Annotated in this window: 27 protein-coding genes and 1 pseudogene; 17 read left to right on the top strand and 11 right to left on the bottom strand. The window is 66.0% G+C overall.

Annotated elements, in window-relative coordinates; genetic code table 11:
* From pcaG to pcaD, 4 genes are read right to left on the bottom strand one after another with little or no spacing between them, the layout of a single operon-like run.
* A complete protein-coding gene (gene pcaG / locus BMG03_RS12945; protein WP_088718373.1) occupies window positions 1–600 on the bottom strand; it encodes a protocatechuate 3,4-dioxygenase subunit alpha in 600 nt (199 codons plus the stop codon).
* Entirely contained in the window at window positions 600–1,322 is a 723-nt protein-coding gene (pcaH, locus tag BMG03_RS12950; RefSeq protein WP_075777031.1) for a protocatechuate 3,4-dioxygenase subunit beta, read from the bottom strand. Before pcaH ends, pcaG begins: the two co-directional genes overlap by 1 nt.
* Window positions 1,319–1,693: a 4-carboxymuconolactone decarboxylase gene (pcaC, locus tag BMG03_RS12955; protein ID WP_206184168.1), complete on the bottom strand. Its 375-nt coding sequence runs from the start codon at window positions 1,691–1,693 to the stop codon at window positions 1,319–1,321. The genes pcaH and pcaC overlap by 4 nt, the downstream gene beginning before the upstream one ends.
* A complete protein-coding gene (gene pcaD, locus BMG03_RS12960) occupies window positions 1,686–2,471 on the bottom strand; it encodes a 3-oxoadipate enol-lactonase (protein ID WP_075777029.1) in 786 nt (261 codons plus the stop codon). The genes pcaC and pcaD overlap by 8 nt, the downstream gene beginning before the upstream one ends.
* Window positions 2,472–2,547: 76 nt before the next feature.
* Here pcaD and BMG03_RS12965 point away from each other — a divergent pair, with 76 nt between their 5' ends.
* The 4 genes from BMG03_RS12965 to BMG03_RS12980 all read left to right on the top strand — a co-directional run bounded on the left by BMG03_RS12965 (window position 2,548) and on the right by BMG03_RS12980 (window position 7,140).
* The gene (locus BMG03_RS12965) at window positions 2,548–3,468 is read left to right on the top strand and encodes a LysR substrate-binding domain-containing protein (RefSeq protein ID WP_075777028.1); all 921 of its coding nucleotides are present in this window, start codon (window positions 2,548–2,550) and stop codon (window positions 3,466–3,468) included.
* Between the two features lie 172 nt (window positions 3,469–3,640).
* Entirely contained in the window at window positions 3,641–4,585 is a 945-nt protein-coding gene (locus BMG03_RS12970) for a hypothetical protein (protein WP_075777027.1), read from the top strand.
* A gap of 36 nt (window positions 4,586–4,621) precedes the next feature.
* Entirely contained in the window at window positions 4,622–5,467 is an 846-nt protein-coding gene (locus BMG03_RS12975; RefSeq protein WP_157771594.1) for a hypothetical protein, read from the top strand.
* 278 nt (window positions 5,468–5,745) lie between these two features.
* Window positions 5,746–7,140, top strand: coding sequence for an MATE family efflux transporter (locus BMG03_RS12980; RefSeq protein ID WP_075777026.1), 1,395 nt, complete (start codon window positions 5,746–5,748; stop codon window positions 7,138–7,140).
* A 160-nt stretch (window positions 7,141–7,300) separates the two neighbouring features.
* Here the strand turns inward: BMG03_RS12980 and BMG03_RS12985 are convergent, their stop codons facing one another.
* Window positions 7,301–7,759, bottom strand: coding sequence for a response regulator (locus BMG03_RS12985; RefSeq protein ID WP_075777025.1), 459 nt, complete (start codon window positions 7,757–7,759; stop codon window positions 7,301–7,303).
* A 194-nt stretch (window positions 7,760–7,953) separates the two neighbouring features.
* Here BMG03_RS12985 and BMG03_RS12990 point away from each other — a divergent pair, with 194 nt between their 5' ends.
* Window positions 7,954–8,193: a hypothetical protein gene (locus BMG03_RS12990; protein WP_075777024.1), complete on the top strand. Its 240-nt coding sequence runs from the start codon at window positions 7,954–7,956 to the stop codon at window positions 8,191–8,193.
* Here the strand turns inward: BMG03_RS12990 and BMG03_RS12995 are convergent.
* Entirely contained in the window at window positions 8,165–9,121 is a 957-nt protein-coding gene (locus BMG03_RS12995) for a LysR family transcriptional regulator (protein WP_075777023.1), read from the bottom strand. The genes BMG03_RS12990 and BMG03_RS12995 overlap by 29 nt on opposite strands.
* 120 nt (window positions 9,122–9,241) lie before the next feature.
* Between BMG03_RS12995 and BMG03_RS13000 the strand changes: the two genes are divergently transcribed.
* From BMG03_RS13000 to BMG03_RS13010, 3 genes and pseudogenes are all read left to right on the top strand, one after another.
* On the top strand, window positions 9,242–10,471 hold the full coding sequence (locus BMG03_RS13000) for an aromatic ring-hydroxylating oxygenase subunit alpha (RefSeq protein WP_075777022.1): 1,230 nt from the start codon (window positions 9,242–9,244) through the stop codon (window positions 10,469–10,471).
* A gap of 4 nt (window positions 10,472–10,475) precedes the next feature.
* Window positions 10,476–11,547, top strand: a pseudogene (locus tag BMG03_RS13005) (FAD-binding oxidoreductase).
* A 40-nt stretch (window positions 11,548–11,587) separates the two neighbouring features.
* On the top strand, window positions 11,588–13,624 hold the full coding sequence (locus BMG03_RS13010) for an NADH:flavin oxidoreductase (protein ID WP_075777021.1): 2,037 nt from the start codon (window positions 11,588–11,590) through the stop codon (window positions 13,622–13,624).
* A gap of 51 nt (window positions 13,625–13,675) precedes the next feature.
* Here the strand turns inward: BMG03_RS13010 and BMG03_RS13015 are convergent, their stop codons facing one another.
* Genes BMG03_RS13015 through BMG03_RS13025 form a run of 3 tightly spaced genes read right to left on the bottom strand, consistent with a single transcriptional unit; the run spans window position 13,676 to window position 16,153 of the window.
* Window positions 13,676–14,425 (bottom strand): formylglycine-generating enzyme family protein, encoded by a 750-nt coding sequence (locus BMG03_RS13015; RefSeq protein ID WP_075777020.1) that lies wholly within the window; start codon window positions 14,423–14,425, stop codon window positions 13,676–13,678.
* A 16-nt stretch (window positions 14,426–14,441) separates the two neighbouring features.
* Window positions 14,442–15,665: a copper-containing nitrite reductase gene (gene nirK, locus BMG03_RS13020; RefSeq protein ID WP_075777019.1), complete on the bottom strand. Its 1,224-nt coding sequence runs from the start codon at window positions 15,663–15,665 to the stop codon at window positions 14,442–14,444.
* Window positions 15,666–15,724: 59 nt separating this feature from the next.
* Window positions 15,725–16,153 carry a pseudoazurin gene (locus BMG03_RS13025; protein ID WP_075777018.1) on the bottom strand — a complete coding sequence of 143 codons (429 nt, stop codon included), beginning with the start codon at window positions 16,151–16,153 and terminating at the stop codon, window positions 15,725–15,727.
* A 209-nt stretch (window positions 16,154–16,362) separates the two neighbouring features.
* Between BMG03_RS13025 and BMG03_RS13030 the strand changes: the two genes are divergently transcribed.
* Entirely contained in the window at window positions 16,363–17,070 is a 708-nt protein-coding gene (locus BMG03_RS13030) for a Crp/Fnr family transcriptional regulator (protein ID WP_075777077.1), read from the top strand.
* A 16-nt stretch (window positions 17,071–17,086) separates the two neighbouring features.
* Here BMG03_RS13030 and BMG03_RS13035 read toward each other — a convergent pair whose 3' ends face one another.
* Complete coding sequence (locus BMG03_RS13035; RefSeq protein ID WP_075777017.1) at window positions 17,087–17,302, bottom strand: DUF1858 domain-containing protein; 216 nt, start codon at window positions 17,300–17,302, stop codon at window positions 17,087–17,089.
* 124 nt (window positions 17,303–17,426) lie between these two features.
* On the opposite strand from BMG03_RS13035, the gene BMG03_RS13040 reads away from it, so the two are divergent.
* From BMG03_RS13040 to BMG03_RS13075, 8 genes are read left to right on the top strand one after another with little or no spacing between them, the layout of a single operon-like run.
* Window positions 17,427–17,879, top strand: a complete 453-nt coding sequence (locus BMG03_RS13040; RefSeq protein ID WP_075777016.1) for a c-type cytochrome — start codon at window positions 17,427–17,429, stop codon at window positions 17,877–17,879.
* A gap of 12 nt (window positions 17,880–17,891) precedes the next feature.
* The gene (locus tag BMG03_RS13045; RefSeq protein WP_075777015.1) at window positions 17,892–19,241 is read left to right on the top strand and encodes a cbb3-type cytochrome c oxidase subunit I; all 1,350 of its coding nucleotides are present in this window, start codon (window positions 17,892–17,894) and stop codon (window positions 19,239–19,241) included.
* Complete coding sequence (locus BMG03_RS13050) at window positions 19,238–20,041, top strand: CbbQ/NirQ/NorQ/GpvN family protein (RefSeq protein WP_369907754.1); 804 nt, start codon at window positions 19,238–19,240, stop codon at window positions 20,039–20,041. The genes BMG03_RS13045 and BMG03_RS13050 overlap by 4 nt, the downstream gene beginning before the upstream one ends.
* 10 nt (window positions 20,042–20,051) lie before the next feature.
* Window positions 20,052–21,956, top strand: coding sequence for a nitric oxide reductase activation protein NorD (locus BMG03_RS13055; RefSeq protein WP_075777013.1), 1,905 nt, complete (start codon window positions 20,052–20,054; stop codon window positions 21,954–21,956).
* Between the two features lies 1 nt (window position 21,957).
* Complete coding sequence (locus tag BMG03_RS13060) at window positions 21,958–22,131, top strand: protein NnrT (protein WP_075777012.1); 174 nt, start codon at window positions 21,958–21,960, stop codon at window positions 22,129–22,131.
* Entirely contained in the window at window positions 22,128–22,352 is a 225-nt protein-coding gene (locus BMG03_RS13065) for an NnrT protein (RefSeq protein WP_075777011.1), read from the top strand. Before BMG03_RS13060 ends, BMG03_RS13065 begins: the two co-directional genes overlap by 4 nt.
* 12 nt (window positions 22,353–22,364) lie before the next feature.
* The gene (locus BMG03_RS13070) at window positions 22,365–23,564 is read left to right on the top strand and encodes an NnrS family protein (RefSeq protein ID WP_075777010.1); all 1,200 of its coding nucleotides are present in this window, start codon (window positions 22,365–22,367) and stop codon (window positions 23,562–23,564) included.
* On the top strand, window positions 23,561–24,223 hold the full coding sequence (locus tag BMG03_RS13075) for an NnrU family protein (protein WP_075777009.1): 663 nt from the start codon (window positions 23,561–23,563) through the stop codon (window positions 24,221–24,223). Before BMG03_RS13070 ends, BMG03_RS13075 begins: the two co-directional genes overlap by 4 nt.
* Before the next feature lie 8 nt (window positions 24,224–24,231).
* Here the strand turns inward: BMG03_RS13075 and BMG03_RS13080 are convergent, their stop codons facing one another.
* Window positions 24,232–26,445: a heavy metal translocating P-type ATPase gene (locus BMG03_RS13080; protein ID WP_075777008.1), complete on the bottom strand. Its 2,214-nt coding sequence runs from the start codon at window positions 26,443–26,445 to the stop codon at window positions 24,232–24,234.
* Between the last annotated feature and the right edge of the window lie 38 nt (window positions 26,446–26,483).

The following is a 26,483-nucleotide window of genomic DNA, read 5'->3' on the forward strand; positions in this document are numbered from 1 at the left end:
TCAGATATCGAAGAAGACGGTTTCGCCCGCACCTTGCAGGCGGATGTCGAAGCGGTATTCGCCCGGGCCGGTCGCCTCGGCGACCATCGTGGCGATCCGGTCGCGATGCTCGATCCGCGCGAGAAGCGGGTCGCCCGAGAGATCGTCCTCGGGGAAATACATCCGGGTGTGCAGCCCGTGATTGATGCCGCGCGCGAAGATCCAGAACGAGATATGCGGCGGCGTCTCGCGGTCGCCCGAAAGCGCAATCGCGCCGGGCTTGATCGTTTCGAAAATGATCTCGCCCGTGCTGAAATCGGCGGGGATACGACCGAAGCCGGAGACCGCCGGATCTGCGCCCTCCTGCCCCGGATAGATCCCGGCGGCATCGGCCTGCCAGGTCTCCACCAGACAATCGCGCAGCGGCAGATCGCCGCCATCGACGACGCGGCAGGTCACCTTGATCCGCTCGCCCTTCGCCTCCGGCCCGGCGATCTCGCGGCCCAGCGTCTCGAAAGGAGCCCCCTCGATGCCGCCCGCCTCGGGAGCGAGCCCGATATGGACGTAAGGCCCTGCCGTCTGCGAGGGCGTCAGGATCGGCTTGTCGAATTTCTGCACCATTACATGCCCTCCGGACGGTTCTCGAAATGGGTCTGGCGGTGGCCGCGCAGCACGATGTCGAAGCGATAGGCGACCGCGTCCATCGGTTTCGTCTCACTCATGTCGAGCGCCGCCACGAGCCGGTCGAGCGCGGCCTTATCGGGGATCGTCTGCGCGATCGGGCAGCGTGCGATCAGCGGATCGCCCTCGAAATACATCTGCGAGATCAGGCGCTGGCCGAAGCTGTGCCCGAAGATCGAGAAGTGGATGTGGGCCGGGCGCCATTCGTTCGGACCGTTGGGCCACGGATAGGCGCCGGGCTTCACGGTGCGGAACGCGTAGGAGCCGTCCTCGCCCGTGATCGTGCGCCCGCAGCCGCCGAAATCGGGATCGAGCGCCGCCAGATAACCGTCTTTCTTGTGGCGGTAACGCCCGCCCGCATTGGCTTGCCAGATTTCGATCAGCGCGTTCGGGATCGGACGGTTGTTCTCGTCGAGAAGCCGGCCATGCACGATGATCCGCTCGCCGATGGCGCTGGTGCCGGGGCGGGCATAGTTCAGCAGCAGATCGTTATCGAGCGCGCCGAGCTTCACATGGCCGAAGGTCGGGCCGGTCTCTTCGCTGGGCGAGCTGTCGAAGGCGATCAGCGCGCGCTGCGGGCTGCGCAGCACCGAGGTCTTGTAGGCCGGCGTGAAGAGAGGCGGGTGGATACCGGCCTCGCGGGGGATCAAACGACCGGTCATTGGCCCATCTCCTTCAGCGTTTCCTTGATGATCTTGATCGCGTGATTGGCGCGGGGCACGCCCGCATAGACCGCGACATGCAGCATCGCTTCTCGCAGATCCGAAGGCGTGGCGCCGGTATTGGCGGTGGCGCGGGTATGCATCGCGATTTCCTCGTGATTGCCCTGCGCCGCCAGAAGCGCGATCGTCACGATGGAGCGTTCGCGCGGCGTCAGGTCAGGCCGCGACCAGACCGAGCCCCAGGCGCCCTCGGTGATGAACTCCTGAAACGGCGCGTCGAACTCGGTCTTGCTCGCATCGGCGCGGTCGACATGGGCGTCGCCCAACACACGGCGGCGCGTTTCCATCCCTGCTTCATATCGCTCAGACAAGCTCGTGCTCCTTCAGAAATTCAGTGATGAGGCGCGCCACCTGCTCGGGCGCCTCGATTGCGGGAATATGCCCCGCGCCTTCAATCAATTCGGCCCGCGCGCCGGGAATGGCGGCGGCCATTTCCATGACCTGCTCGGGCGGGGTCGCGCCGTCATGGCTGCCCGCGATCACCAGCGTCGGGGCGGAAATCTCGGGCAGAGCGTCGCGCAGATCAGCCCCGGCGAGCGCCTTGCAGCAATTCGCATAGCCTTTGGCATCCGTGCGCGCGACTTCCGTCACCCAGAGCGCGCAGTCGGGATGGGCGCGGAACGCGGGGCCGAACCAGCGCTCGATCACGCCGTCCGCCATCGCGGGCAGACCTTGACTTTCCACCGTGGCGATCCGCTCTGCCCAGCTTTCCTCGGTGCCGATCTTGGCAGCCGTATTGCTGAGCACCAACGCACGCACCCGCTCGGGGGCGATCCGCGCGATCTCCTGCGCGATCATGCCGCCGATGGAGCAGCCGACGAACACTGCCGCCTCGATACCCAGATGATCGGCGACCGTCAGCGCATCCTGCGCCAGATCGGTGATCGTGGGGGCGGCGTCAGAGGTCGCGCTCAGCCCGTGACCGCGCTTGTCCATCCGCACCAGACGATAGCCGGAGAGCGGGGCGACAAGGCCTTCCCACATCCGCAAATCGGTGCCCAGCGAGTTCAGACATATAACCGGGACGCCCTGCGCCGCGCCGTCTTCGCGGTAATGGATATGCCCCCAGTCGCAATTAAGTGCGTGCATCCTCTTCCTCCCACCATAATCTTTTCTGAAGTTTTCGCTTGAGCCAAATATAAAATGCACGTTAATCCATAACCCCATGGCTATGCATAAAGGTCTCAAGCTCCGTCACATCCGCGCCTTTCTCGACACGATCGAGGCAGGCGGGGTCTCGGCTGCGGCGCGCAAGCAGGGGATTTCACAGCCTGCCTTGTCGAAGACCCTCTCCGAGATGGAGGCAATGCTGGGCGGTGCGCTACTGGAGCGACGCGGGCGGCGGTTGACCGTGACGCCGGCGGGCGAGGCGTTTCGCCGCCATGCGATTCAGGCGTTGCAGGAACTGGAGGCTGGCGCGGCTGCGCTCAGCGGCGACGGGATCGGCGACGTGATCAATGTGGGCGCGCTGCCGACGGTGGCGGGCTCGATCTTTCCGGGCGTAGCCCTCGAGTTCAGCCGCGCCCATCCGGGCACGCGGCTCTCGATCAGCACCGGGCCCAACCTGTATCTGCTCGACCGTCTGCGCTCGGGGGCGATCGACCTGATGATCGGACGGATGCCCGCCGCCGCCGACATGCCGGGGCTGCGTTTCGATTTTCTCTACGAGGAAGAGGTCATTCTGGCCGCGCGCGCGGGCCATCCATTCGCACACCGCCCCGCCCCCGAGGCGCTGCGCCAATGCGACGTGATCCTGCCCACGCGCGGCGCGATCATCCGGCGCATCGTCGACGATTATCTGGGCGCGCAGGGCATCACCGAGCCGCGCTGCCCGATCGAGACCGTGTCGCTCGCGACCGGACTCGGGCTTCTGGAAGGGTCGGATATGCTGTGGTTCATCTCGCGCGGCGTGGTGGCGCGTGAACTGGCCTCGGGGCTTCTGGTGAGCCTGCCGCTGGGCGCGCAGTTCATGTCGGGCGCTGTCGGGTTGACGATGAAGCACGAGATGACCGAGCGCCCCGAGGTCGCCCGGCTGACCGCGATGATGCATGAGGCCGCCCGGTTGCGCGCGGCGACGTCCGGCTGAGGCTTGGCCAAGCCGCGCTGCCCCAGTGCGCCAAGCCGCGTGCCGTAGGCTGGACCCCATTTGTGCTATCCGCCATATTGTGAACGATTTTTCATGATTTCTCGCCCCCCGAGAGACGCCCGACATGGCCACGATATCGGGCCCTGCCAAACCGCCGAGATAGGTTATACCAATGCCTGATACCGCCTTGAAAGACCGCCAGATCGCCTGGACTGGGCAGCTCGAACGGATCGGGGCAGATCATGGATTCTACCGCCGACTCGATGCCGAGCATAAGGCACTATTCGTCGAGGGCGACGACACGCTGGTCGTGACCTTCGACAATCTCGACGATGCGCGCCAGAAGGTCGAAGAGCGCCTGCCCTGGGGCGTGAATTTCATCAACTCGCAGGGGTGGTCGGCGCTTGGCATCGGGGCGCATGGCTGGACATGGTACCGCGCCGAAGCGGTCTATGATTTCTTCGACGAGATGCGCGAGACCGGATTTTTCGAGCGGTTCCGCCGCGTGGTGTTCTACGGCACCTCGATGGCGGGCTACGCGGCAGCGGCGTTTTCCTCGGCAGCTCCCGGCGCCACGGTGCTCGCGCTCTCGCCGCAAGCAACGCTCGACCGCGACGTGACCGGCGGCTGGGAAGGGCGCTATCGCGCGGTCTGGCGGCGCAATTTCACCGATCGCTACGGCTATGCGCCCGATGAGGCCGCACAGGCGGCGCAGATGTGGCTCCTCTACGATCCGACGGTGCGCGAGGATTCGATGCACGCGACCTTGTTCCGCGCGCCCAACGTGACCCGGATCCGCTGTCGACGCTTCGGCCATCGGCTGGGGTCATCGCTTACCGCGATGGGCGTTCTGAAACCGATCACGCAACGGGTGGTCGCGGGCGACGCGACCCCGGCGGAGATCTACGCTTTGCTGCGTGCGCGCCGCACCGTGCCCGCCTATCAGAAAACCCTGCTGAAACAGCTTCTCGCGATGAATCGGCCGCGCCTGACCTATGACTATGCCCATGCGGTGCTGAGGTCCTCCCACCCCGCGCGGCGCCCGCATTACCGCAAGGCGATGGACGAGATCGCCAAGAAATTCGACTGGCCCATCTACACCCCGCCTGCCGTCTGAGCGCCGCGAAAGACCCTTCCGAACAGGAGCCTACCCTTGTCCCAATTGCCGACGATCGCGACCCTGTGGATCGGTGACCGCCTGTCCTGGCTCGAACAGCTGAGCCTGAAATCCTTCGTCGATGCGGGCCATGACACCCTGCTCTATTGCTACAACCTGATCCCGAACGCCCCGCCCGGCGTGACGCTGCGCGATGCGCGCGACATCTTTCCGGGCGACGAGATCATCCGCCACAAGCGCACCGGCAGCCCCGCTATCCATGCCGATCTGTGGCGGCTGCACCTGATGGAGAAGACCGATTACATCTGGGTCGATGCCGATGTGCTTTGCGTGAAACCCTTCGATTTCACCGATGATTACGTTTTCGGGCTCGAGAAACCGCACCTGATCTGCAACGCGGTGATGCGCCTGCCGGCGGGGTCGCAGACCCTGCGCGGGCTGCTGGATTTCGTGGCCGACCCTTACGCGATCGGGCCATGGCTGAAGGAAGAGCAGCAAGAGGAATTGCGCGCAGCCCGCGATCGCGGCGAACCGGTGCATTTCTCCGAGCAGGAATGGGGACTGACCGGCCCGGCCGCGCTGAGCCACTTCCTGCGCGAGACCGGCGAGTGGGACCATGCGCTCTCGCAACAGGCCTTCTATCCGATCTCCTTCAAGGACCGGAACAAGATGATCATGTCGCGCTTCGACGTGGAGGCGGATTTCCTCACCGACGAGACCTATGCAGTGCATATGTGGGCGCGTCGGATGAAACCGCGTCTGGAAGAGGCCGAGAACAACCGCCCCCGGCGCGGAAGCTACATGCACAAGGCGCTGCTGAAACACGGCATCACGCCCTCCGAAGCGCCGATCCCGCCGAAGGTGAAGCCCGTCGACGCCTGACGCAATGGCGCGTCGCCGCGTCGACATCGGCAACGCGCGCGCCCAAGGCGTGGCAGAGGGACATCATGCGCTGCGAGAAACGGATCCGGCCGAGCTGCGCCATATTGCCCGAGCGGTGATTTGCGGCTATCGAACGGACAGGTGCCGGGCACCTGCCGCCTGCAGACAAACGTCACGGTGAAGCCCGGAGCAAGATGACATCTCACCCTCGATGCATTTCGCAGGTGGGCAATGCAGGCACCCTCCCCATTCGAAATGCCTCTGCGGAGGAGTGAGCGATGTCTGTTAGACCCGCTTCGAACACTGTTGAAAACCGCTTCCTGACCCGCCCCGTCGGGCGATTGTTCCTCTCGAATGCGCTCCCCATGGCGGTTGTCATGTCCACCGGGGGGCTGTTGAACGTGATCGACGGCATCTTCGTCGGTCGTTTCATCGGCGCTGAAGCCCTGGCCGCCGTCAGCCTGGGCTTTCCGGTCGTCATGTTGCTCACCGCGCTGACCGCCCTGGGCGGCGGCGGCATGTCGAGCCTGCTCGCCCGCCATCTCGGAGCCGGCGATCGAAGCAAGGCGGGCGCCGTGTTCGCGCGCGCGCACGGCCTGGCGCTCGCGATCAGCGCGGGGTTGATCGCCGCGGCGCTGACTCTCGGCCCGTCCGTCGTCTCCGCCCTCGCCGCCGGGAACGAAGCGGTCGCGGCGGAAACGCGCAGCTACCTGCTGATCCTGATCCTCGGCGCGCCGGTCCAGTTCACCTTGGGGCTGCACGCCGATGCCCTTCGCAACGAAGGACGCGCGGGGCTGATCGCGCTGCTCTCGGTGCTGGTGAACCTGCTGAACATCGCGGCGAACTATGTCGCAATCGTGCTCCTCGGGCTGGGCGTCGCGGGCTCTGCCCTCGGCACCGTGAGCGCGCAGATCCTCGGGCTGGCGCTGGTGCTGATCGTGCGGGCGCGCGATCGGGATTTGCTGCCGCTCGGGGCGCTCGTGCAGGCCAGTTGGCTGTCGGGATGGGGGCGGATTCTCGCGCTCGGCCTGCCGCTGTCGCTGACCTTCATCGGAATGGCGCTGGTCAGCAGCACGGTTCTTCTTCTGATCGGCACCACCTCCGCGGATCACGCGAGCTATGTCGCGGCCTATGGTGTGGTGACGCGCATCCTCGGGCTGGCCTTCCTGCCGCAGATGGCGATCGCGCTGACGACGCAGAGCATTACCGGAAACAATGTCGGCGCAGGCCGCATCGCGCGCGCCAGTGCGGCCCTGCGCCTCGCAATCGCCGTCGTGTCTCTCTGGTGTGCCGGTGTGGCGCTGACGTGTCTCGTCGCGGGTGAACCGCTTGGTGCGATGTTTTCGGAAGATCCGCAGGTCACGGCGGCAGTCGCCGCGATCCTGCGACCGATGACGGCGCTCTACGTCTTCACCGGGCCGATACTCGTTCTCGCGATGCACTTTCAGGCGATGGGCCATCCGCTGCGGACGGCGGTGCTGACACTGGTGAAACCTTGGTTGTTGGTGCCGGCCCTGCTGGTCCTCATGGATGCGCTGGCCGGTATCGAGGGCCTGTGGTTCGCCTTTCCGATTGCGGATGCAGTGCTGCTTGGCCTCGCGCTGCTCCTGATCAGGCGGGTCCGTCCTATTGCCTCCCTCTCGGCGGCCCCGTCAGCCGAGAAAGCGGCCTGACATCACCGCTCCCGAGATCGCTTCGCCCGAGGCCGGATGGCGCGGCTGCGAACGGACGCGCGCCCCAATCGGGGCGCGTGCCTGCAGGTGACCCGACCTTTCCAAATGCGATCTGCCCGCTCGCCTTAGCCGCCCACCAGTCGGCGACGAGATCGCGTTATCAGCCGTCGGACCGGTTCCAGACGGCGCTGGAAGACGCGGGCCTCAGGCCGGGCGGCGCGGTCTCGAGATAACGCCGGAACTGCCGGACCAATTCGTCGGCGATCACCGGCTTTTCGAATTCCGCGACGATGTTCGGGAACTTGGATCGTTCGAAATTGACGACCTCCGCACCGCTGCCGACGATGACCGCGGGAATCCCGTGCCGTTTCAGCCAGGGAAGCGCTTGGGCAGCGGCGGCTTCGTGCAGCGTGACGTCAATCACCGCCGCCAGAATCCCGCCCGGGCCATACGCCTTCAGCTCACTCACATCGCACGTGGCGCAATGCGCGACGCGGAATCCGGCCTCCTCCAGCACCTGCTCGAAGTCGAGCGCAAGGACTGTTTCACTCGTAAAAAGCACAACAGGGCGAGAACGAACCAGATCGCCTTGATATGTCTCTGCGTTCTTCTGTTCCATGTGTGAAGTCTAGCATAAATCTGAAGTTTTCGGTATTAATTTCAATTACATAAACTTAACACCCTCGGCCACTTGACAACTTTGACTGCGAGCAGTTCGTAACCTCCCTGCCCTCAATTGACAAACTGCTCGAAGGTATTAACCTTGAGTAAGCTGATTTAAGTTGAGTAAGTTTAGTCGGTCCGGAGGGTTTCATGGCGAACGACCGCGGCAAGCGCCTGACCAGACTCCAGATCATGGTTTCGGACGACGAAATCAAAGCACTGGATGACTGGCGTTTTTCCCAGCGGATGCCGAGCCGTGCTGCCGCCATTCGCGAACTGCTCCGACGCGGCCTCGGGGCCGAAGGCTATATCGGAGAGGCCGGCAAGCAAGGCGATTCCAGCAGTTTCGGCGTCATTGACGTCAACCCTGATCGCCCGACATCGCGGTGATGCGCGCTCGGGCGCTGTCCGTCGTGACGCTCTGCGCGACGAGCCAGTCGCGGAATTTCTTCGCCTTTGCGGAGGCACGCCGGTGAACCTTGATGTAGAAGCACTGCGGTGACACGACGCTTTCCGCCCCGAGCGTGACGAGCTCTCCGGCCTCGATCAAGTGACCCACGAGGCCGTCCCAGCCCAGCAAGGCGCCGATGCCTTCCTTCGCCATCTGCAACCCGATCATGTAATTGTTGACGGTGATCCGTTTGCCGGTCGGCTGCGGGCACCCAAGCTCGGACAGCCAGTCGGGCCATTCGGTCCAGCGATGGCGCTCGCGGGTGATGTGGATCAGCGGGACACGAAGCAGGTCATGCGCGGAGGCGATGCCGTAACGCGCGGCAAAAGCCTCCGAGCCGACCGCGCAGATACGGTCCTGAAAGAGCTGCGTGCAGCTTTCGTCCCCTTCGGGGAACACGCCGTAATGCAGGCTCAGATCGACGGTCGCTTCCAAATCCACCGCGTCGCTCACGATCTGCGAGACGTTAATGTCCGGGTGGGTCAGCCAGAATTCCGTCAATCTCGGGGTGAGCCAAAGCGAACTCACCGCGGTCGAGGCCAGCACCATCACGTCGTCTTCCGCGACGGGCCCGCGCATGTCGCGCACGACGTCGGAAATGGCTTCGAAGCTGCGCTGCACCGCGTTGAACAGATAGGCCCCGGCTTCGGTCAATTCGACGCCGCGATGCTGGCGCCGGAAAAGCTGCTGGCCAAGCTCCGTCTCGAGCGCCCGAATCTGATGGCTGACGGCCGTCGGGGTCACGTTCAGCTCTGAAGCCGCCGCCTTGAAGCTTAATTTTCGGGCAGCCGCCTCGAAACAATTCAGTGAGCTAAGCGAGGGAAGATCATAGGGGCGCTGCATGATGTCGGTTTCGAACCATTCCATGTCGAAATATGTCTTGGGTGAGTTCAAATCATCCCGGATGAATATTTGTGACGTTGAGAGGCACAAAAAAGCAAATTTGAAATGAGGTGAAATCACGCTTGGATAGGAAAGGCCGCGCCCGTGACACCTCCTCTTGCCGATCTGCTCGCACATCGCAAACCCGGATATTCGCTCGACCGGGCCTTCTATACCGACCCAGGCATATTCGAGTCGGATCTCGAGCATATCTTCTATCGCCAGTGGCTCTTCGCCATTCCCGCCTGCCAGTTGGTCAAGACCGGCGACTATGCGCGCCTGAAGATCGGGGCCTATGACGTCGTTCTGGTCAAGGGCAGCGACGGCGAGATCCGGGGCTTTCACAACACCTGTCGTCACCGTGGCTCGATCCTGTGCAAGACGAGCGCGGGCCGCGTGGCCAAGCTGGTCTGCCCCTATCACCAGTGGACCTACGATCTCGATGGCAGCCTGCTCTGGGCGCGCGACATGGGGCCGGATTTCGACCCGGCAGCGCACAGGCTGCGCCCGGTTCAGACCCGCGACCTCTGCGGTCTGATCTATATCTGCCTTGCCGATGACGCCCCCGATTTCGAGGCCTTCGCCGCGATGGCCCACCCCTATCTGGAGGTCCACGACCTGCACCGGGGCAAGGTCGCCTTCACGTCTTCAATCATCGAGGAAGGCAACTGGAAGCTGGTCTGGGAGAACAACCGCGAGTGTTATCACTGCTCGAGCAACCACCCCGAGCTGTGCAACTCATTCCCGCTCGACCCGGAAGTCGCGGGCGTTTCCCCAGATGGCTCGATCTCGAGCCGGCTGCAGGGGCATTTCGACCGCTGTGAGGCATCCGGCGCCCCGGCGCAGTTCCGTCTGGGCGGCGACGGCCAATACCGCCTCGCGCGGATGCCGCTGCAGGACAACGCCGTCAGCTACACAATGGACGGTCAGGCGGCGGTGCGCCGCCCCCTCGGCCGCGTCGCCCTGCCCGATGCCGGCTCGCTTTTGAAATTCCACTACCCGTCGACCTGGAACCATTTCCTACCCGACATTTCGCTGACCTTCCGGGTGATGCCGATCAGCCCCACGCAGACCGAGGTCACCACATGCTGGATCGTGGATCGCGATGCGGTCGAGGGGGTCGATTACGATCTGCAACGGCTGACCGAAGTCTGGATCGCCACCAACGATCAGGATCGCGAGATCGTCGAGGACAACCAGCGCGGCATCAATTCGCCGGCCTATACGCCGGGCCCCTACAGCCCGGACTGGGAATCGGGCGTGATCCAGTTCGTCGACTGGTATGCCGCCACCATGACCCGCGCGATTGCCCCGCGCAGCCTCGCAGCGGAGTAGGCTCATGGCTGCAAATGCTCAACCGCTCCTTCAGTTCTGGACCGACGACGAACCGCTGGAATGCGTCAACTTCCTGCCCGAGGCCCCGAATACGGCGAGCTTTACCTTTCGCCCGCCCTCGGGGGGCGCTGTTCCACTTCAATGCCGGGCAGTTCGTGACGCTGGAATTGCCGGTGGCGGGCGGCCCGCTGCACCGGACCTTCACGATCTCCTCCTCGCCGTCGCGGCCCACCTCCCTGACAGTCACGGTCAAGGCACAGCCGACCTCGCTCGGCACGCGCTGGATGCTCGACAATCTGCGCCCCGGCATGCGGATCAAGGCGTTGGGGCCTGCGGGGATGTTCTCGAACGTCGTGCATCCGGCGTCGAAATACCTGTTCATCTCGGCAGGCTCCGGCATCACCCCGATGATGTCGATGACGACGCAGCTCTACGATGCGGGCAGCGACCCGGACATCGTCTTCATCAACTGCGCGCGTCGTCCGTCCGAGATCATCTTCCGCGAACGGCTGGAGCATATGGCCTCGCGCCTGCCCGGCATCGCACTGACATGGGTGGTTGAAGAGCAGGATCCCTACGCGCCCTGGACCGGGATCAAGGGGCAGCTGAACCAGCTCATCCTTGGCCTCGCAGCCCCCGATTACCTCGAGCGCGAAGTGTTCTGCTGCGGCCCCGAGCCCTTCATGCGCGCGGTGCGCGAGGCGCTGACCGGGTTGGGTTTCGACATGGACCACTACCATCAGGAGAGCTTCAACGCGCCGGTCGCCGACCGCCCCGTCGAGCCCGAAGACGACGTGACCCCCGACGAGGATGCCGCCGTCGAGGTCACTTTCGCCAAATCCGGCAAGACCGCGAAGATCAAGGAGACCGAAACCCTGCTCGCCGCCGCGAAAGCTGCGGGCGTGCCGCTGCCGTCCGGCTGCACTTTCGGAGTCTGTGGCACCTGCAAGATCAAGACCAAGGGCGGTCAGGTCCACATGGTCCACAATGGCGGCATCACCGATGACGAGATCGAAGACGGCTACGTCCTCGCCTGCTGCTCGAACCCGATCGGGGATGTCTCGATCGACGCCTGACGCCCCCTGCCCTCAAGACCCGACCTCAAGGAGTCCGCCCATGTCCAGTGATCCGCTTCTGCAACCCTATCAGCTCAAGCATCTGACGCTGAAGAACCGCCTGATGATCACGAGCCACGAGCCCGCCTATCCCGAGGACGGGATGCCGAAGGAGCGTTACCGTGCCTATCACGTCGAGCGGGCCCGCGCGGGCGTGGCGCTCACGATGACGGCGGGCTCTGCCTCCGTCGCCCGCGACAGCCCGCCGGTCTTCAACAACGTCCTCGCCTGGAAAGACGAGGTCGTCGGCTGGATGAAAGAGCTGACGGATGCCTGCCACGAGCACGACTGCGCCGTGATGATCCAGCTGACCCATCTCGGACGCCGCACCCGCTGGGACAAGGCAGACTGGCTTCCGGTCGTCTCGCCCAGCCACGAACGCGAAGCCTCGCACAAGGCCTTTCCGAAGAAGGCCGAGGATTGGGACATCTCGCGCATCATCGAGGACTATGCCGACGCCGCCGAACGCATGAAAGCGGCTGGGCTCGACGGGATCGAGCTGCAAGCCTATGGCCACCTGATGGATCAGTTCTGGTCGCCTCTGACGAACGAACTGGACGGGCCTTACGGCGGCAGCCTGGAGAACCGGCTGCGCTTTACCTTCGACACGCTCAAGGCGATCCGCGCGCGGGTGGGCGACGAGTTCATCGTCGGCGTGCGCTACACCGGCGACGAGGATCTGCCCGGCGGCATCACCCGCGAAGAAGGGTTGGAAATCTCGCGGCGGCTGAAAGACAGCGGCATGGTCGATTTCCTCAACGTGGTGAAGGGCCATATCGACACCGACGCGGGGCTGACCGACGTGATTCCGGTGCAGGGCATGCGCAGCGCGCCGCATCTCGACTTCGCCGGAGAGATCCGCGCCGCCACCCAGTTCCCGACCTTCCACGCCGCCAAGATTCAGGATGTCGCCACCGCGCGGCACGCCATCGCGGAGGGCAAGCTCGACATGGTCGGCATGACCCGCGCCCACATGGCCGACCCCCATATCGTCGCCAAGATCATGCGCGGCGAGGAAGAGCGTATCCGGCCCTGCGTGGGCGCGAATTACTGCCTCGACCGGATCTATCAGGGCGGCATGGCGCTGTGCCTGCACAACCCATCGACCGGGCGCGAACTGGAAATGCCGCATGAGATTACCAAGGCCGACGCGTCGCGCCGGGTGGTCATCGTCGGCGCCGGTCCGGCCGGACTGGAGGCCGCGCGCGTGGCCGCCGAACGCGGCCATGAGGTCATCGTGCACGAGGCCGCCAACGATCCCGGCGGACAGGTACGCCTCACGGCGCAATCCAAGCGCCGCCACGAGATGATCCAGCTGATCCAGTGGCGTTTCGCGGAATGCGAGCGTCTTGGCGTGAGTTTCCGCTTCAACAGCTATGCCGACGCGGACACCATCCGTGCAGAACAGCCCGATGTCGTCGTGATCGCGACCGGCGGGCTGCCGCATACCGAGGTGCTGGCCGCAGGCGACAATCTTGTCGTCTCATCCTGGGATATCCTGTCGGGCGACGCCCGCCCCGGCAGCAACGTGCTGATTTATGACGACGCTGGCGACTACGCCGCCCTGCAAGCCGCCGAGACCCTCGCCGCCGGCGGCGCCAAGGTCGAGATCATGACGCGCGACCGCAATTTCTCCTCCGAGGTCATGGCGATGTCGCTGACCCCGGCCTTGCGCGAATTGCAGGCCCGCGACGTGACCTTCACCGTGCTCTGGAAGCTGACGGGCGTGGCGAAGGCCGGCAACGGCCTGGTCGCGACCATCGGCAGCGATTACGGCGACTTCACCCGCGAGCGGCATGTCGATCAGGTCGTCGTCAATCACGGCACCCGGCCGCTGGACGACATCTATTTCGATCTGCGCGACGGCTCGAGCAATCAGGGCGAGGTCGATTACGAGGCTCTGATCGCGGGCGAACCGCAGAGGGTCGCGCGGAACCCGGACGGCACCTATCAGCTTTTCCGGATCGGCGACGCGGTCGCGGCGCGCAACACTCACGCCGCAATCTACGACGCGCTGCGGCTGGTGCGGACGGTCTGATGCGTTCGTGACGGCTCGATGGCGCGGGGCGACAGCCCAGGCCCTTGCGCATCAGATCCGGGTCTCGCTGACGAGGCGCAGGCCCAGATGCGCGGGCGGGCTTCCGACGGCACAGCCGCCCCGCGCCGGATCTCGCACCAGAAACGGGATAGCTGCGACATGCTCGCCGCCCGCGAAAAAGGCCGCGCAGCGCTTCGGATCGACCGAGCCGCCGCCCTCCCCGCCATAGCAGTCCTGCGTCCATTCCCAGACCGACCCGTCGAGATCGACGATCCCCTCGGCGCTGGTCGAGAAGCTGCCCCGCGGCGACAGCTTGCGCGGCGCGAGACCGCTCGTCAGGTAGGTCGAGGCCCATGTCAGGTCAGGATCGGTGAAGATCGGGTCTTCCTTCTCTGGCAGCACGTCCTTGGCCATGAACTGCCACTCGGCGATCGTCGGCAGCCGGAATTCGTGACGCGCCTTGCGGTTGATCCAGCCGAGATACTGCTCGACGTCGACATGGCTCAGCCCGGTCGCCGGGGTGGCCTCCGGCGCACTGCCGTGCGGCGCGCGCAAGGCAAGCTCGCAGGCGCCGTCCGCGTGGCAACGGTTCCACTCCGCGACGGTCACCTCGTATTTCTGAACGTAGAGCGCGTAGCCGTCGGGCAGCGTCACCGCCCGCTCGGCCATCTGGGGCACGTAATCGAGATCGGGGCCGCGCAGGAAACCCCACGCGGCCCCGAGGGCGAGGATCGCCGCACCCGCCGCAAGCACCTGACGAAGGGAAAGACGTGGTGCGCGCGAACTGAGCTTGGCGATCATCTCCGGTCTCCTTCGATCAGGTTTCCACCACGTGGGGCGGCATCACCTGCTCCATCAGGGCGTTGTCCCAGGCACCGTCCACCACGAAGTGGGCCGTCGCGCCCAGCAGGGCCGCCTCGATCAGGTTGTGGTTGACGTAGGCATAGACGCCCGGCTGCAGGAAGGTGTACATCGCCGCCCCCGCGCTGCCGCCGCGGATGAACCAGGTCTCCTGATCCTTCTGCGGGGGATTGGCGAATTTGCCGTTCTCCCAGACATAGTCGCCATGACCGCCGATCAGGTGCGGACGGGTGTCGCGGTTCGCCTGATTGTGGATCATCAAAACCGTGTCGCCGACCTTGGCCTTGAACGCATTCTCGCCGGTCAGAGCCCCGACCGAGCCGTTGAACACGGAGTGGGTCGGCGTGAGCGTGCGCATCGCCTCGACACTGTCGGAGAAGTCCTCGCCGGCGACCTCGTAGGTCTTGTAATCGCCGTTCTCGTCCATCGGCAGATAGAAGTCCTGCTCGCCGATATAGGCGATCGTGTCGTAGCGCAGCGGGTTGCCCTCGGCATCCTTGAGCCCGTCACGCGGCAGCACCATCAGCGTGCCGTTCATGCCGTGGGTGACGTGGTAGGGGATCATCGCCCCGCCCGGCGCGCAGTGATAGGTGAACACGCCCGGCCGCGTCGCCTTGAAGCGCAGCACCGTTTCCTCGCCGGGATAGACATGGGTCAGGCCACCGCCGCCCAGCGCGCCCGAGGAGGCGTGGAAGTCGATATTGTGCTCCATCTGCGAGTCGGCGGGGTTGGCGAGGGTCAGTTCGACATAGTCGTCCTGGTGCACGATGATCAGCGGGCCGGGAACCGAGCCGTTATAGGTCAGCGCCCAGATGCTCGCGCCGGTATCCTCGTCCACCGTCAGCAGAACCTCCTTGGTCTCCATGCGGATCTCGACGATTTTCGGGCCACCCGTCGCGACCTGTTCGTGTGCGGGAGCAAAAGGCGGCGCGACCAGCTCCTGGCGGACGCGGGTATAGCCCGACAGGTCCACCTTCGGAGCGGCGACCTGCGCCTCGGCTTCGGCGAGGATGAATTTCGGCGCGGCAGGGCGCGGCGCGACATGGGGCGCCATGCGCTTGGACGGGGTTCCGGCCATCCCGGCCCCTGCGGTCATCGCCGCGGCACCTGCCAGAAGCGACCCGCGCAGCACATTGCGCCGATTGGTCTTCACGAGAGCTGGATTGATAAATTTAGGCATTTTAGCCTCCGATGGTTAAAAGTAGCAGGAAGTTGTCGCGCGTTTCCTGCCGCGGGCGCTCACAGCGCGCCCAATTCCGCTTCGAAGCGTTCCTTGGCTTTCTTCGGCACACGGCCCTCGAGGAACCCTTCGGGTGCCTTGGCGTCGCCCACCGAGATCAGCATCACCATGCCCATCGCGTAGTGCGGCTTGCAGCGCACCGCGTAGAGCCCTTCGGTGTCGAGCGTGACCTCGACGTCCTTGTTGACCTTGCCGGCGAAGCCCTCGGCCCCGTCCGGGATCATGCCGTCGATGGTTTCGGCGTTATGGCCCTTGTCGGTGGGAACGAAGCGGATCGTGTCGCCGGGGGCGGCCTTCACGAAGGCCGGTTCGAAGACCATCACGCCCTTTTCGCCCTTGTTGAGCATGTGGACTTCGTAGGTCTCGGCGCTTGCCGCCCCGCCCAGAAGGGCGGTCATCGCGAGGGCGGAAATCAGGGTGCGGATCATCTCTTGTCCTTTCCTTGCATCCTTGGATTGCCCTTGGTTTAGCGAACTCCGCGCCGCCGTTTTTTGCTCTGGCGCAAACTTCGCGGCGCTTTTCACGAAATCGCGATATTTTTTCACCCGCCGCTCGCGCGTGCGTGACTTTTCGTATTGGACGTGGGGGTGGCCGTATGTTTAGAGAAGGCATGAGCGCGCCTGCCTCCCGCAAGACCATGCCGCGGCTCGACGAGAGCCTGCTGACGCCGATGCCCCCGTTCTCCCGACTGGAGAAACGGCAAATTCGCGAGATTCTCGATCTCGCCAGCGTACGCCGCTTCGACGAGGGCGTGGCCGTCTTCGAGGAAGGCGCCCCGGCCGAACGGTTCTACATGCTGCTCGACGGCTATATCCGGGTGATGCGGATCACCCCCACGGGCGAGCAGGTGATCGCGCTGCATATCCCCTCGGGGCAGCTTTTCGGGATCGCGCAGGCGATCGGGCGTACCACCTACCCCGCCACTTCGGTCACCGCTTCGGAGGCGATCGTGCTGGGCTGGCCGATGCGGCTCTGGGATCAGTTCGTGGCGCAGTATGACGGCTTCGCGACAGAGACCTACAAGACCGTCGGACAGCGTCTTGGCGAGATGAACAACCGCATCGTCGAGATGGCCACCCAACAGGTCGAGCAGCGGGTCGCCAATTCGCTTCTACGACTGATCAATCAGACCGGGCGCAAGGTCGAGGCCGGAATCGAGATCGATTTCCCGATCACCCGGCAGGATCTCTCGGAGATGACCGGAACGACGCTGCACACGGTCTCGCGGCTGATGAGCGCGTGGGAAAAACAGGGGCTGGTCGCCAGCCGCCGCAAGCGGATCACCGTGACCGATGCGCATCGTCTGGTGCTGATCTGCCGCGGGGAGCTGCCCCCCTCTCGGTAGCTGCCCCGATAGTCGTCTAGGCAGCCGCCTCGATCGCCGCGCCCAGCTCGGCGATGAACGCGTCGAGATCGAGGTGATACTCGGTGCAGGCATCGTCGATCGTGTGGAACGGGTTCACCAGACAGCCGACGCAGAGCATCTTGTGACGCATGAACACCTCGATCGTCGCGGGCCATTCGCGCATCAGCGCGTCAAGCGTGACATCCGGGTTCTTCCAGCTGGGTTTTGACATGGCGGGACCTCTCTGCCGACCACGCTAATCCCGGCAATCCCATCAAACGTTGTGCTGGCGCAAACTTCCCGGTCGCGAACGCCGCTATCCCTCGGGCCATCGACTGACCCCAAGGGAGGCCCCAATGGCTGAAATCCTGACCAAGTCGCGGGCGCGAAACATCTTTTACGGAGGATCCATTTTCTTCGTGCTGGTGTTCATCGCACTGACCGCGCAGAGCCACTTCTATATCGTGAACAACTCAACCGCCTCCGCCCCGCTGACCGAACAGGTCGCGCGCGGCAAGGCCGTCTGGGAACGCAATTCCTGCATCAACTGCCACACCCTGCATGGCGAAGGTGCCTATTTCGCGCCCGAGGTCGGCAACGTGATGACCCGCTGGGGCGTCGCCGACGATCCGCAGGGCGCCTACGAGACGCTCGACGCCTGGATCGCGGCGCAGCCTTCCGGCATCGAGGGCCGCCGCCAGATGCCGCATTTCGACATCAACGAAGAGGACATGCGCGCACTCGCGGAATTCCTCCGCTGGGCCGATCACACCGACACGCAGGGCTGGCCGCCCAATGATGCGGGCTGAGGAGACAAACCGATGAAATACCAATCCCAATCCGTGGCGAAAGCCTATTTCTACTGCGCGATGCTGCTGTTCGGCGTGCAGGTTCTGGGCGGCCTTCTGGCCGGCTGGATCTACGTCTCGCCCAACACGCTGTCCGAAGTCCTGCCCTTCAACGTGATCCGGATGATCCACACCAATGCGCTGATCGTCTGGCTGCTGCTGGGTTTCTTCGGCGCGGCCTATTTCCTCGTGCCCGAGGAAAGCGAGCGCGAGATCTTCTCGGTCAAGCTCGCCTATCTGCAACTCGCGATCCTGATGATCGGAACGCTGGGCGCGGTCGGCTCCTATCTCGTCGGTATCCATGGCGGGCGCGAGTTCCTCGAACAGCCCCTCTGGGTGAAGTTCGGCATCCTCGTCGCCGCGGTGATCTTCCTGATCAACATCTCGCTGACGGTGCTGGCGGGTCGCAAGACCGCGATCACCAACGTCCTGCTGATGGGCCTTTGGCTGCTGTCGCTGCTGTGGATCTTCGCCTTCATCAACCCCGACAACCTGTCGCTCGACAAGATGTACTGGTGGATGGTCGTGCACCTCTGGGTCGAGGCGACCTGGGAACTGGTGATGGCCGCGATCCTCGGCTTCCTGATGCTCAAGCTGACGGGCGTGGACCGCGAGGTAGTCGAGAAATGGCTTTATGTCATCGTCGCGACCGCGCTGTTCTCCGGCATCCTCGGCACCGGGCACCACTTCTACTGGATCGGCACGCCGGGTTACTGGCAGTGGGTGGGCTCGATCTTCTCGACCTTCGAGGTGATCCCGTTCTTCCTGATGATGTCCTTCGCCTTCGTGATGGTCTGGAAGGGCCGCAAGAACCACCCCAACAAGGCAGCGCTCCTGTGGTCGCTGGGGTCGTCGACCGTGGCCTTCTTCGGCGCGGGCGTCTGGGGCTTCCTGCACACGCTGCACGGGGTGAACTTCTACTCCCACGGCACGCAGATCACCGCGGCGCACGGGCACCTCGCCTTCTACGGGGCTTATGTCGCGCTCAATCTCGCGGTCTTCACCTACGCGATGCCGATGCTGCGCGGGCGCGATCCCTACAACCAGGTCCTCAACATGGGCGCGTTCTGGCTGATGACCGGCGGCATGGCCTTCATGACCTTCGTTCTGACCTTCGCAGGCACGATCCAGACCCACATGCAGCGGGTCGTGGGCGACTACTACATGGATGTGCAGGACAGCCTGTCGATCTTCTACCTGATGCGCTTCGGCGCGGGGGCGGCGGTCGTGCTGGGGGCGCTTCTGTTCATCTACTCGCTCGTCGTGGTGCGCCGGCGTGAAGTCATCGCCCCCGGTCCCGCAACCCCCGTGGCAGGAGAATGACGATGTCCCTCGACATGACCAACGACCGCATCCCCTACTACCACCCCACCGGCCGCGAATGTGCCCTGTTCGAGCGCGCGCATGACAACGGTTTGCCCCTTCTTCTGAAGGGGCCGACCGGCTGCGGCAAAACCCGCTTCGTGGAGCATATGGCGGCGCGGCTGAACAAGCCGGTCTACACCGTCGCCTGCCATGACGACCTGTCGGCGGCGGACCTGATCGGGCGCTATCTGCTGAAGGGCGGCGAGACCGAATGGGTCGACGGGCCGCTCACCCGGGCGGTACGCGAAGGGGCGATCTGCTATCTCGACGAGGTGGTGGAGGCGCGCAAGGACGTGACCGTGGTGCTGCACCCGCTCACCGACTCGCGCCGCCGCCTGATCATCGACCGCACCGGCGAGGAGCTGGACGCGCCGGAGGGCTTCATGCTCGTGGCCTCCTACAACCCGGGCTATCAGAGCGTGCTCAAGCGGCTCAAACCCTCGACCCGGCAGCGGTTCCTCTCGATCGCCTTCGACTTTCCCGAACCCGATGCGGAAACCCGCGTGATCACCGCCGAGACCGGCCTGCCGGTGGCGCAGGTGGTGCCGCTGGTGCGCCTCGCCGGGCATATCCGCAAGCTCTCGGGCATGGATCTGGAGGAAGGCGTCTCGACCCGGCTTCTGGTCTATGCCGCGCGGCTGATCGGCGCGGGCATCGCGATCGAGGAGGCGCTGGAGACCGCCGTGGTCCAGGCGCTCAGCGACGAGGCGGACGTGCAGCAGGCGCTGCGCGACCTGATCGCCACGATCTACGGCTGAGGAGCACGCCATGAAACTGATGGACCTGATGGAGCCAGAGGAAACCGTAGGCGAAATCTGGCACGATCTGGCCAAGGATATCGGTCGGGACGATCGCCATCCCGACGCCGCGGTCGAGCTGGTTGCGTTGCGCCCCTCGCTCGCGCTGCTGCTGCGCGCGCTTGGCGGCGGTGCAGATGTCGAAATCGTCGAGGCCCCGGCCACCCCGGTCCGTCACCGCCAACCCGTCCGGCGTCGCCTTGGCGCCGGGCGCGAGACCGAGCGCATCGCCCGCTTCGACGGCGCGCGGCTGCGCCTGCCGCCGGTGATGGATGTCTTCCCCCGATCTGATCTCAACCGCGCGGCCTATTTCTGGCTGACCGCACTGGCTGCGCTCAGCCGCGACGCGATGCCCGATCTGCCCGACGAGACCGACGGCCCGGCGATGGATTGCGCGCAGATCCGTGCCAATGCGCGAGCCTGCGATCTGGCCTATCGCCGCTGCATCGGGCTGCGCGCGCCCTACCACGAGATGGCCGCGCTCACCCTCGCACGTCGCCGCAGATTGTCGCGCCCGGCGGCCGAGGCCGCGCTGGAGGCCGCGATCTGCGACCAGCTTTCCGCCGATGGTACCCCCGCCCCGCTGCCCGAGACGGCGGAGGGCGCACGTGGTTACATGCCGCTTGCCCCGGTGCCGATCTGGCTGCAATTTGCCCCCAACACCGCAGGCCGCAGCGCCGCCTCGGAAGAGGCCGACGCCTCCGCCTCCGCCCCGGCCGCGATGGCCAGCACGCAGCGCAAGCATGGCGAGCGCCGCGATCTCGATCAGGCGCGCCGCCGCGACAGCTTCATCATCCACCGCTTCGAGTCGATCCTGTCCTGGGTCGAGGCGCTCAACGTCAATCGCTCGGTCGACGACGATGACGAGGAGAACGCCGCCAAGGCCGCCGAAGATCAGGACCAGATCACCCTGACGCGGCATGATCGCAAGGCCGCGACGCGGCTGCGGCTGCATCTCGACCTCTCGCCCGCCGAGGCGGAGCACGAGGCGCTGGCGGGCGAGCATGTCTATCCCGAATGGAACCACCGCAGCCGCGCCTACATGGAGGGTCACTGCCGGGTGCTCGACGCGCCCGCGCGGCCCGAAGCCGCGCAAACCTTCCGCGCCGATCCGCGCTATATCCGCGCCGTGCGCCGTCAGTTCGAGGCGCTGCAACCGCGCCGCATCCTGCGCCCGCGCCAGATCGACGGGACCGAGCTGGACCTCGACGCCGTCATCGCGAGCCGCGCCGATCTCGCCGCGACCGGGCGGGGCAGCGACCGGATCTGGCAAAGCCTGCGCAAGGTCGAGCGCGACCTCGCCGTGGCCTTCCTGATCGACACCTCGCGCTCCACCGAGGCCGCCATCGGCGAAAGCTGCGTGATCGACATAGCGCGCGAGGCGATGTCCGCGCTGGCCGAGGGGCTGGACGCGGCGGGCGACCGTTTCGCGATCTGGGGTTTCTCGTCGCTCCGCCGCGACCGGGTGTTCCTGACGCGGGTGAAAGGCTTCGACGCCCAGATGGCCCCGCCGATCCACGCCAACATCGCGGCGCTGCGCCCGGGCCATTACACGCGCCTCGGGACCGCGATCCGTCACGTCTCGGCACAGCTCGCGCAGGAAAGCGCGAGCCGCAAGCTGCTCATCGTGCTGACCGACGGCAAGCCCAACGACCTCGACCATTACGAGGGCCAGCACGGCATCGAGGACAGCCACATGGCCGTGCGCGAGGCCCGCCGCGCGGGCCAGAGCCTGCACGGCGTCATCATCGACGAGGACGGGCAGGACTGGTTCGCACGGATCTTCGGGCGCGGCGGCTTCACCCTGCTGCCCCGGCCCGAACGGCTGCTGCGCGCCCTGCCCGACATTTACCGCTCGCTCACACAGGAGACCTGACATGCGTAAACTGACCCTTCTTCTCGCCCTCGCCCCACTCACCGCACAGGCGGCAAGCTTCGATCGCCCGATCCCGCAGGCGCAATCGGCCACCGCCGAGTTCTGGTTCGCGCTGGCGGCGCTCGCGCTCGTCGCGGCGCTGGCGGTGGTGGCGCGGGTGGTCGCCCGGAGATGAGTGCGCGCTGGTCCCCTGCCCGGATCGCGCTGCTGCTCTACCCGTTCGGCTGGGGCGCTTTCGCGGTCAACGTGTTCTTCGCCTCGCTGATCGGGTCGTGGGTCGGGCTGCCGGTCGCGACTCCGGTCGTCTCGCTGGGGTTGGGCGCGGTGGTCGCCGTGCCCGCGACCTACGCCTTCGCATGTCACATCCGGCGGCTGATGGACGCCGCCGAAAACTGAAAGGAGCCGATCATGGCCATGTCTTCCGCAGAGCAGATGCGCCGCTGGCAAGGCCCGGCGCTGCTGTCGGGCGGTTTTCGCCCGTTCTTCTTCTTCGGCGCCGTCTGGGCCGCTCTGGCGATGGCGCTCTGGGTGCCCGCACTCACCGGGCTGATCGCGTTGCCGACGCGGCTCGACCCGGTCAGTTGGCACGCCCATGCCTTCCTCTTCGGCTATCTCGGCGCGGCGATCGCGGGCTTTCTGCTGACGGCGGTGCCGAACTGGACCGGACGACTGCCTGTCGTGGGCTGGCCGCTGCTTGGCCTCGTCACGCTCTGGGCGCTCGGGCGGCTGGGGTTGCTGGCCTCGGCGGATCTGCCTTTCGCGCTGGTCGCGTGCATAGATCTCGCATTCCCGCTGGCGCTTGGTGGCGTCGTGCTGCGTGAGATCCTGGCAGGGAAGAACTGGCGCAACCTTCCTGTGTTGGGGCTGGTCGGCGTTTTCACCCTCGCCGACCTTCTGTTCCTGATCGAAGCCGCGCGTGGCGGTTATGCCGCCGACGGCATCGGGATGCGGCTGGGTCTTGCCGCGGTGCTGATGATGGTCGCGCTGATCGGGGGGCGGATCATCCCCTCCTTCACGCGCAACTGGCTGGTCAAGGAGAACCACCCCGCACGCCCCGCCCCGCCGATGCAACGTTTCGACAAGCTCGCGATGCTGGTCGCTGGCGCGGCACTGCTCGCGTGGGTCATTTCGCCAGAGACGCGGCTGACCGCCGCGCTGCTGCTCGCGACCGCCGTGCTGCATCTCGCGCGGCTGTGGCGCTGGAAAGGCGGGCTGACGCTGCGCGCGCCGATCCTTTTCGTTCTCCATCTGGCCTATGCCTGCCTGCCGCTCGGCGCGCTGGCGCTTGGGTTCGCGATCCTGTTTCCCGCCGCCCTCGCCCCCGCGACCGCGATGCACCTGTGGACGGCGGGCGCGCTTGGCGGGATGACGCTCGCGGTGATGAGCCGCGCCTCGCTCGGCCATACGGGTCGCCCGCTGGAGGCCGGGGTCGGCACCGTCGCGGTCTATGCCGCCCTCTTCGTCGCGATGATCGCGCGGCTCCTCGCGGGCTGGCTCGCCCTGAGCGCGCTTTATTCGGTCTCCGGCGTGGCGTGGTGCGGTGCTTTCCTCGGCTTCGCGATCCTCTATGCTCCGGTGCTGTGGCAACCCAGACGGAGGGCGCAATGATGTGGCTGGCTTATGGCGGAGTGTTCGCGGCGTTCCTCGCGACCCATTCGATCCCGACACGCCCGACGGTTAGGGCGCGGCTGGTGGCGGCCTTCGGACACGCAGGCTTCGGGCTGGGCTATTCGCTGCTGTCGACGGCAATGCTGCTGATCCTGATCCGCGCCGCCGCATGGCCGGACCCGATTTACCTTTGGCCCACCACCCTTTGGGCGATGGAGGCAACAAAGATCGGGATGGCGCTGGTCTGCATGTGGTTCGCCGTCGCGCTTGGCCATGCCAACCCGTTCTCCTTCGGCGGCAGCCGCCGCAAAAGCTTCGACCCCGAGCGTCCCGGTCTCGTGCGGCTCACGCGCCACCCGATGCTGCTGGGCCTCGCGAGCTGGGCCGGGCTGCACCTGCTGCCGAACGGCGATCTGGCGCATGTCCTGCTGTTCGGTGCGCTCGGCGGCTTCGCCCTGCTCGGAATGCGCCTGATCGACCGCAAACGCCGCCGGGAGATGGGTCCGGAGGTCTGGGCGGAGACGCTGCGCCGGACGAGAGCGGCGCCCCCCTTCGCGGGGCTTACGCTGGCCGATCTCGGGCGTGCAGCGCTTGGCCTCGTGGCCTATATGGCGCTGCTGCACCTGCATGAATATTTCGCAGGCGTCGCCTTGGTTTAAGCCCAGCGTCAGATGCCATTTGCCTCCGCCTTGAACCGCAGCAGGCGCAGCGCGTTCATCGTGACCAGCACGGTCGCCCCGGTATCGGCCATCACCGCGATCCAGAGACCGGTGAGACCGAGCAGCGTCGTCACCAGAAACACCCCCTTCAGCCCGAGCGCGATGGCGACGTTCTGACGGATGTTAGCCATCGTCGCGCGCGCCAGCCGGATCTGCTCGACGACATCGGTGACCCGGTCGCGCAGCAGCGCTCCGTCCGCGGTCTCGAGGGCGACATGGGTGCCCGATCCCATCGCGATGCCGATATGGGCGGTGGCGAGCGCCGGGGCGTCGTTGATGCCGTCGCCCACCATCATCACATGCGCATCCCGCGCCAGATCGCGCACTGCCGTCACCTTGTCCTCGGGCAGCAGCCCGGCACGGGCTTCGATGCCCAACCCGTCGGCAATCGCGCGGGCCGTCACCGGATTGTCGCCCGTCAGCATGACCGAGGAGACCCCCATGCGCTTGAGGGTGGAGACCGCCTCGGCCGCATCGGCGCGCGGCTCGTCGCGCAGCGCGATGAGGCCCAGAAGGCGCTCGGGCGTGAAGACGGCGACGACGGTCTTGCCCGCGCTTTCCAGCCGGTGGACGGTGGCGCTGTCGGAGGCGCTGAGCACGCCTGTTTCGGTCGCCAGCCGCGGCGCCCCGACATTCCAGACCGCGCCGTCGATCTCGGCGCGCGCACCACGGCCCGGGATCGCCGTGGCTGCGGTGGCCTGTGGCACCGCGATCCCGCGCGCCTCTGCCCGGGCGAGAACCGCCTGTGCGAGCGGGTGACTGCTGCCGGTCTCGACCGCCGCGGCGGTGGCGAGAAGCTCAGCCTCGGTCCCGTCGAGCGGCAGAAGATCGGTGATCTGCGGCCGGCCCTCGGTCAGCGTACCGGTCTTGTCAAAGGCGACGAGGCTGGTTTTGGCCGCCGTCTCCATTACCGCGCCGCCCTTCATCAACAACCCGCGGCGCGCCCCGGTCGAGAGCCCGGCGGCGACCGCGGCGGGAACCGAGATCACCAGCGCGCAGGGGCAGCCGATCAGCAAGAGCGCGAGGCCGCGATAGATCCACGTCTCCCAGGGCGCGCCGAAAGCCAGCGGCGGCACGATCGCGGCCAGAAGCGCCACGCCCACCACCGCGGGCATGTAGACGCGGCTGAACCGGTCGATGAACCGCTCCACCGGGGCGCGCGCGCTCTCGGCCTCCTCGACGAGGTGCAGGATGCGCGAGATGGTGTTGTCCTCGGCGGCTTTCTCGACACGGATGCGCAGCTCGCCTTCGGTGTTGATCGCGCCCGCGAAGACAGCATCGCCGGGCTCTTTCAGGACTGGCACGCTCTCGCCGGTCACAGGGCTTTCATCGACGCCCGAACTGCCGGAGACGATTGTGCCATCCGCCGGGATGCGATCGCCGGGACGGGCCTGCACGATCTGTCCGATGGCGAGGCCGTCGGCCGGAACTTCGCGGATGCGCTCACCCGTGACCAGCCGCGCGGTCTTCGGCACAAGATCGGCCAGCGCCCGGATCGAGCCGCGGGCGCGCGACGCCGCAAGCCCCTCGAGCATCTCGCCCACCGCGAACAGGAAGACGACGAGCGCGGCTTCCTCGGCCGCACCGACGAAGAGCGCGCCGATCGCGGCGATGCTCATCAGCATTTCGATGGTGAAGGGCATCCGCGCCCGCGCCATCAGGGCGGCGCGCCGCGCCACGGGGGCGACGGCGATCACGGTGACGAGCACGAAAACCCAATGCGCGATCGGGCCGCCGACCAGCAGCTCCACCACCCAAGCCGCGGCCAGCAGAAGCCCGGTCGCGATCAGGTAGCGCCCCTTCGGGGTCGCATACCACGCGGGATCGGCGGGCGGCGTTGGCGCACTCTCGACCGCAGGTGTCTCATCCGTCTCGCCCGCCGCCGGAAGGGCGCCCTCGGGAAGAACGAAGCCGCCCTTGGGCTTTTCCGGCGCAGCCCCCTTGGCCGAGACGCCGTAGCCGAGGCGGCGGATCGCCTTCTCCACGCTTTCGCGCGAGGTGGTCGCCGTATCGAGCCGCAGCCGCAGACGCTCGTTCATCAGCGTCACCTCGACCCCGTCGACACCGGGCAGAGCCTCGACCGCGCCGCGCACCTTCGCCGCGCAGGCGCCGCAATCCATGCCCGTCACGCGCCATTCCTGAAGGTCTGCTGTCTCGGTCATCTGCTGTCCTCTCGCGTGGTTTTCTCGACAGAGGGGAA

The sequence above is a fragment of the Thioclava nitratireducens genome (assembly GCF_001940525.2).
Classification (GTDB): Bacteria; Pseudomonadota; Alphaproteobacteria; order Rhodobacterales; family Rhodobacteraceae; genus Thioclava; species Thioclava nitratireducens.